This window comes from Thiohalophilus sp., from assembly GCF_031581315.1.
In the GTDB taxonomy this organism is placed as follows: domain Bacteria; phylum Pseudomonadota; class Gammaproteobacteria; order UBA6429; family Thiohalophilaceae; genus Thiohalophilus.
The window spans coordinates 1-5,962 of sequence record NZ_JAVLAZ010000120.1 but is presented as its reverse complement, the minus strand read 5'-3'; the positions used below and the strand labels follow the sequence as shown (position 1 = coordinate 5,962).

At 58.4% G+C, this 5,962-nt stretch carries 5 protein-coding genes; all 5 read left to right on the top strand.

What is annotated here, in order from left to right; all coding sequences use genetic code 11:
• On the top strand, positions 1 to 1,345 hold a 1,345-nt coding region (locus RI563_RS12285; protein ID WP_310694675.1), incomplete at its 5' end, for an O-antigen ligase family protein.
• Positions 1,346 to 1,369: 24 nt separating this feature from the next.
• Positions 1,370 to 2,698 carry a 3-phosphoshikimate 1-carboxyvinyltransferase gene (aroA, locus tag RI563_RS12280; protein WP_310694674.1) on the top strand — a complete coding sequence of 443 codons (1,329 nt, stop codon included), beginning with the start codon at positions 1,370 to 1,372 and terminating at the stop codon, positions 2,696 to 2,698.
• Positions 2,695 to 3,381, top strand: a complete 687-nt coding sequence (gene cmk, locus RI563_RS12275; RefSeq protein ID WP_310694673.1) for a (d)CMP kinase — start codon at positions 2,695 to 2,697, stop codon at positions 3,379 to 3,381. Before aroA ends, cmk begins: the two co-directional genes overlap by 4 nt.
• An 86-nt stretch (positions 3,382 to 3,467) precedes the next feature.
• A complete protein-coding gene (rpsA, locus tag RI563_RS12270) occupies positions 3,468 to 5,162 on the top strand; it encodes a 30S ribosomal protein S1 (protein ID WP_310694676.1) in 1,695 nt (564 codons plus the stop codon).
• A 43-nt stretch (positions 5,163 to 5,205) separates the two neighbouring features.
• Positions 5,206 to 5,514 (top strand): integration host factor subunit beta, encoded by a 309-nt coding sequence (locus tag RI563_RS12265; protein WP_310694672.1) that lies wholly within the window; start codon positions 5,206 to 5,208, stop codon positions 5,512 to 5,514.
• The last annotated feature ends 448 nt before the right edge of the window (positions 5,515 to 5,962 follow it).

The window sequence follows — 5,962 nt, the reverse complement described above, 5'->3', positions numbered from 1 at the left end:
CAGCGGCGGGATGATTTCTGCCAGTGACGGACAATTTAAAACGATCATGATGTTAACGGCCCGTTTGTCCCGGATTACCCGCTATTTCCCGCTGGAATCGTTGAGTCTTATTCGCCTGTGGGTGCTGCTGTTTCCCATTGGCGTAATATATATACAGCACTGGGCCAGTACGTTCTTTGGCCTGCTGATTCTTACCGGCCTGGTCCTGTGGCCGATGAAACGGGCTTCCGCGCCACCGCTGCATCGCGAAGAGAAAGTGCTGCTCTGGATTCTGGGCGCCTATTTTATCGTGGCCATCCTGTCGATTACCGCCAATGGCTGGGATGCGGCTGGGCAGAAGGCGCTGGGCAATGAACTGAAATTCCTGTTCATTATTCCCTTTTATCTGGTGGTCCGTCGTTGCGAGGATTTGTGGCGCTATCTGTGGGTCGGTTCCTGGCTGGCGATCGTGGTGACCGTGGGATTCGGGCTGCATGAGCTGTATGTGCTGGATCAGTCACGGGCGATCGGACACTACAGTCCACTACTGCTCGGGCCGGTATTGTTGATGATGATTGCTCTGCAACTGCCATGGTATCGGCATATTGCCCGCTATCACTGGCGCAATGCGATTGGGGTTCTGGTGGCGCTGGCCGGATTGTATATCGTGCTGATGTCCGGCGCACGCAGTGCCTATGTGGCACTGCTGGTAGTGACGGTTGTGGCCTTTGTTTATTATTTCCGCGCGCGCAACTCGGTACTGGTTACGATTGCCGCATTCATTCTGATTGGTGTTAGTTATACACAGATTGATCTGGCGCAAAAACGTATCGACCAGGCAATTGATGATGTGCACAGATATGTTGCCTATATGGTGGAAGAACCGGATAGTCCGAATCCGCATGGCGACAGCAGCGCGGGTAAGCGGCTGGAAATGTGGCGGGCTTCGGTATTTGCTGCGGCGGAAAAACCTTTACTCGGTGTCGGCCGGTATAATTTCCCTGAAAAAACGACGCAATACGTCAGGGAAAAACGAATCAACAAAAGTGTGAAACAGACCAATCACCCCCACAGCGTTTATTTTGAGGCGCTAGCTTCCAAAGGTGTTCTGGGCTTGACTGCGGTGCTGGCGCTCTATTTGTATCCATTATATTTTTTTGTGCGCACGCGACAGGCTTCACGGGAAAGTGCCTTCACCGGCATTGCGTTTATTACATTAATCATGGTGTACGCCATTTCCGATGCGGCTCCAACTTATCACAATAACTACACAGCAGTGTTCCTGACCTATTTGACGGTGATTTTTGCCTGGCACACTCGCCAGATTCACAAGACAGACAAAGAGGAAACCGTCAGCACGACCTGATGTTGACGAAGATTGGTAGCGGCTATGACTCAGAATACAACTTCACCCCTGTTTACAGTCCGGCCCGGCGGGAAGTTGCAGGGCCGGCTGCGTGTCCCGGGCGATAAATCGATCTCCCATCGCAGCATCATGCTTGGCGCCCTGGCTGAGGGGACGACCCGGGTGAGCGGGTTTCTCGAAGGGGCTGATAATCTGGCCACGCTGAATGCGTTTCGGGCGATGGGCGTCAGTATCGACGGCCCGACAGCGGGCCAGGTGGTGATCGAAGGAGTTGGCCTGCACGGACTCAAGACGCCGGCGGCGCCGCTGGATCTGGGCAACTCCGGCACGTCCATGCGCCTGCTCGCCGGGCTGCTGGCGGCCCAGTCGTTTGATTCAACTCTGCTGGGGGACGCCTCCCTGAATAAACGGCCGATGAAACGGGTCACCGGGCCGCTGGCCGAAATGGGGGCGAAAATCGAGACCAGCGAGGCCGGCACGCCACCGTTGCGGATTCACGGCGGTCAGGCGTTGCACGGGATTCACTACGCCATGCCGGTGGCCAGCGCCCAGGTTAAATCCTGTTTGTTGCTGGCCGGCCTGTATGCCGCGGGCGAAACCTGCGTCACCGAGCCGGCGCCGACCCGGGACCACACCGAACAAATGCTGGAAGGCTTTGGCTATCCGCTGCAACGGGACGCTGCTACCGCCTGTTTGTCCAGCGGCGGCAAACTGATGGCCTGCAATATTGATGTGCCGGCGGATATTTCCTCGGCGGCGTTTTTCATGGTCGGGGCCAGCATTGCGCCGGGCTCGGACATCACGCTCGAGCATGTGGGCATCAACCCGACCCGCATCGGGGTGATTACCATCCTGCGCCAGATGGGCGCGGATATCACCCTGAGTAACGAGCAAACCGTCGGCGGCGAACCGGTGGCCGACGTGCGGGTGCGCAGCGCACCGCTCAAAGGCATTCATATTCCCGAGGATCAGGTCCCGCTGGCCATCGACGAGTTTCCGGCCCTGTTTATCGCCGCCGCCTGCGCCGAGGGCGAGACCGTGTTGACCGGCGCCCGCGAGCTGCGGGTCAAGGAGAGTGACCGGATCCAGGTCATGGCCGACGGCCTGCGGGTGCTGGGCATTGATGCCCGCCCCACCGAGGACGGCATGGTCATTCGCGGCGGGACGCTGGGCAGCGGTACGGTCGACAGCCACGGCGATCACCGCATCGCCATGGCCTTTGCCATGGCGGCCTTGCGCGCCGACGGACCGATTACCGTCCGGGACTGTGAGAACGTGGCCACCTCGTTCCCCGGCTTTGTGGAACGGGCCGCCGGAGCCGGGCTGGCCATCAGTCAGGAGGGCGAGGTATGAGAGAACTGGCACCGGTATTGACTCTCGATGGCCCCAGCGGCTCCGGCAAGGGGACCATCGCCAGTCGGGTGGCTCGGACCTTGAACTGGCATTTGCTCGACAGCGGTGCGCTCTACCGGCTGGTGGCTCTGGGCGCCACCCGGCGTGCCATTGATATGGCCGATGAGGACGCCCTGGCGGACTACGCCTTGCAAATGGATGTGGATTTCGAAGTCCTGCCGGACAGCGGCGAAGTGGTGGCCAAACTCGACGGCGAGCCGGTGGGCAATGCCATCCGCACCGAGCAGGTCGGCAACGACGCTTCCAAAGTGGCGGCGCTGGGAACCGTGCGCGCGGCCCTGCTGCAGCGCCAGCGCGATTTTCGCCAGCCCCCGGGCCTGGTGGCGGACGGCCGCGATATGGGCACCACGGTCTTCCCGGATGCCGGCCTCAAGATCTACCTGACCGCCAGCGCCGAGGTGCGCGCCGAAAGACGTTATAAACAGTTGAAAGAAAAGGGAATAAGTGCTAGTCTGGCCGGCCTCCTACGGGAGATCACCGAGCGGGATGCGCGCGATACCGAGCGCCAGTCCTCGCCGCTGAAACCGGCCGCCGATGCCATTGTGCTGGATACCTCCACGCTGGACATCGACCAGGTGGTCGAACAGGTCCTGGCCGGGTGTCGGGACCGTTTTGCCGTGTAGCGGTCAATGAAGTGGGCGGAACCCCGGGGTTCCGCCTGTGTGTTTAATCAACCCCGCAGTTTCGACTGCATATAGACAAGGTCACGCTGTGGCCTGAGGCGAAATACAACATGAGCGAAAGCTTTGCACAGTTATTTGAAGAAAGTCTGAATCAAACCCAGATGCGTCCCGGCGCGATCATTACCGGTACCGTTGTCGATATCAATGATGACTTTGTCGTCGTCAATGCCGGCCTCAAGTCCGAGGGCGTGATCCCCGTTTCCCAGTTTTTCGGCGAAGAGGGTGAACTCGAAGTCAGTATCGGTGACAACGTGGAAGTGGCGCTGGACTCGGTCGAAGACGGTTTTGGTGAAACCCGTCTGTCACGCGAGAAAGCCAAGCGCGCCGAAACCTGGACGAAACTCGAAGCCGCTCATGAAGCCGGTGAAACCGTGACCGGTGTCATTACCGACAAGGTCAAGGGCGGGTTTACCGTCGAGCTGGATCATATCCGCGCTTTCCTGCCAGGTTCCCTGGTAGATGTGCGCCCGGTGCGTGACACCAGTTATCTCGAAGGCAAGGATCTCGAATTCAAGGTTATCAAGCTGGATCAGCGTCGTAACAACGTTGTGGTCTCCCGTCGTGCCGTGGTCGAGGAAGAAGGCGGCGCCGAGCGCGAAGCCATCCTGGAAAACATGCAGGAAGGGGCCGTGGTCAAGGGCGTGGTCAAGAACCTGACCGATTATGGTGCGTTTGTCGATCTCGGCGGTGTTGACGGTCTGTTGCACATCACCGACATGGCCTGGAAGCGCGTCAAGCACCCGAGCGAAATCGTGCAGGTCGGTGACGAGATCGAAGTCAAGGTTCTCAAGTTCGACCGTGAACGCATGCGTGTCTCCCTGGGACTCAAGCAGATGGGTGACGATCCGTGGGTCGATATCTCCCGCCGCTATCCCGAAGGCACCCGCCTGTTCGGCAAGGTAACCAACATCGCCGATTATGGCTGCTTTGTGGAGCTCGAAGAAGGCGTGGAAGGTCTGGTGCACGTTTCCGAAATGGACTGGACCAACAAGAACATTCACCCGAGCAAGGTTGTCCAGCTGGGTGATGAAGTGGAAGTCATGGTGCTGGATATCGACGAAGAGCGTCGTCGTATTTCCCTTGGCATGAAACAGTGCCAGGAAAACCCCTGGGAAGCCTTTGCCGCCGAGCACAACAAGAACGACAAGGTCAGCGGTACCATCAAGTCCATTACCGATTTTGGTATCTTCATCGGTCTGGACGGCGGTATCGACGGCCTGGTGCATCTGTCCGACATTTCCTGGAACGTGCCCGGCGAAGAAGCCGTGCGCAACTACAAGAAGGGTGACGAAATCGAAGCCGTTGTTCTCTCCGTGGACCCGGAACGCGAGCGCATTTCCCTGGGCGTCAAACAGATGGACAAGGATCCCTTCTCCAACTTCCTGGCTGAAAATGCCAAGGGCAGCGTGGTCAAGGGCACCATCACCGAAGTGGATCCCAAGGGCGCCACGATCGATCTGGGTGACGGCATCGAAGGTTACCTGCGTGCCTCGGAAATCTCCCAGGACCGTGTTGAAGACGCGCGCAGTGTCCTCAAGGAAGGCGAAACCGTTGAAGCCAAGTTCACCGGCGTGGATCGCAAGAACCGTCAGATTTCCCTGTCAATTAAAGCCATTGACTCGGATGCCGAAAAAGCCGCTATGAAGGATTACAGCGGCAGCACTGGCGCCACCACGACCCTGGGCGATCTGCTCAAGGAACAGATGGATAACAACGAATAACGCCACAACCGGGCTGTTGCAAGTCTGCCCTGAAGGACGGATTATGACAAAATCAGAATTGATTGAGATTCTCTCGCAGAAGCAAGGTCAATTAGCCTACAAGGATGTGGAGCTGGCCGTGAAAACCATGCTGGATCACATGGCGACCACGCTGGCGAATGGCGAGCGAATCGAAATCCGGGGTTTTGGCAGCTTTTCCTTGCATTACCGGCCGCCACGCATTGGCCGCAATCCCAAAACCGGGGATTCGGTCGAACTGGCAGCCAAGTATGTCCCGCATTTCAAGCCCGGCAAGGAGCTGCGCGAGCGGGTCAACGAAAGCATGGAACGGGTCGAGATCCAGCCCGGTTGATTCGTTATCAGAGGGTGGCTACCATTCCAAAGGCGGCAAGAGCGAGGCTCCTGCCGCCTTTTTAGTATCTAGCGCCCTTCGGGCAGGGACGAGGTGCTGGTTACGAGTGACGAGGAGATTTTGCAGGGGCTGATTTTATATCACCCCTCCCTAAACCCTCCCCTTGCAGGGGAGGGAATGATCTTGCTAGTAGCTGGATTTGTAGGAGGGGCTTGACGTACATGGATGTACTAATGTCGCGGGAGGCAGGACGCCGTGAGCGACTCAGCCGCGACTTGCGAGAAGAGGCACAACCGTCGCCGATGGAATCGCCTCCCACAAGGGCCCTTCGGGCGGGGCTAGCTGCTAGTTACCAGGTTCTGGTAACTGTCTTGTAGGAGGGGCTTGACGTACATGGATGTACTAATGTCGCGGGAGGCAGGACGCCGTGAGCGACTCAGCCGCGACT

What these genes read in the sequence shown, in the direction of transcription:
- RI563_RS12265 (WP_310694672.1), top strand. Translation starts at nt 5,206, where the DNA reads ATGACAAAATCAGAATTGATTGAGATTCTCTCGCAGAAGCAAGGTCAA.
- aroA (WP_310694674.1), top strand. Translation starts at nt 1,370, where the DNA reads ATGACTCAGAATACAACTTCACCCCTGTTTACAGTCCGGCCCGGCGGG.
- cmk (WP_310694673.1), top strand. Translation starts at nt 2,695, where the DNA reads ATGAGAGAACTGGCACCGGTATTGACTCTCGATGGCCCCAGCGGCTCC.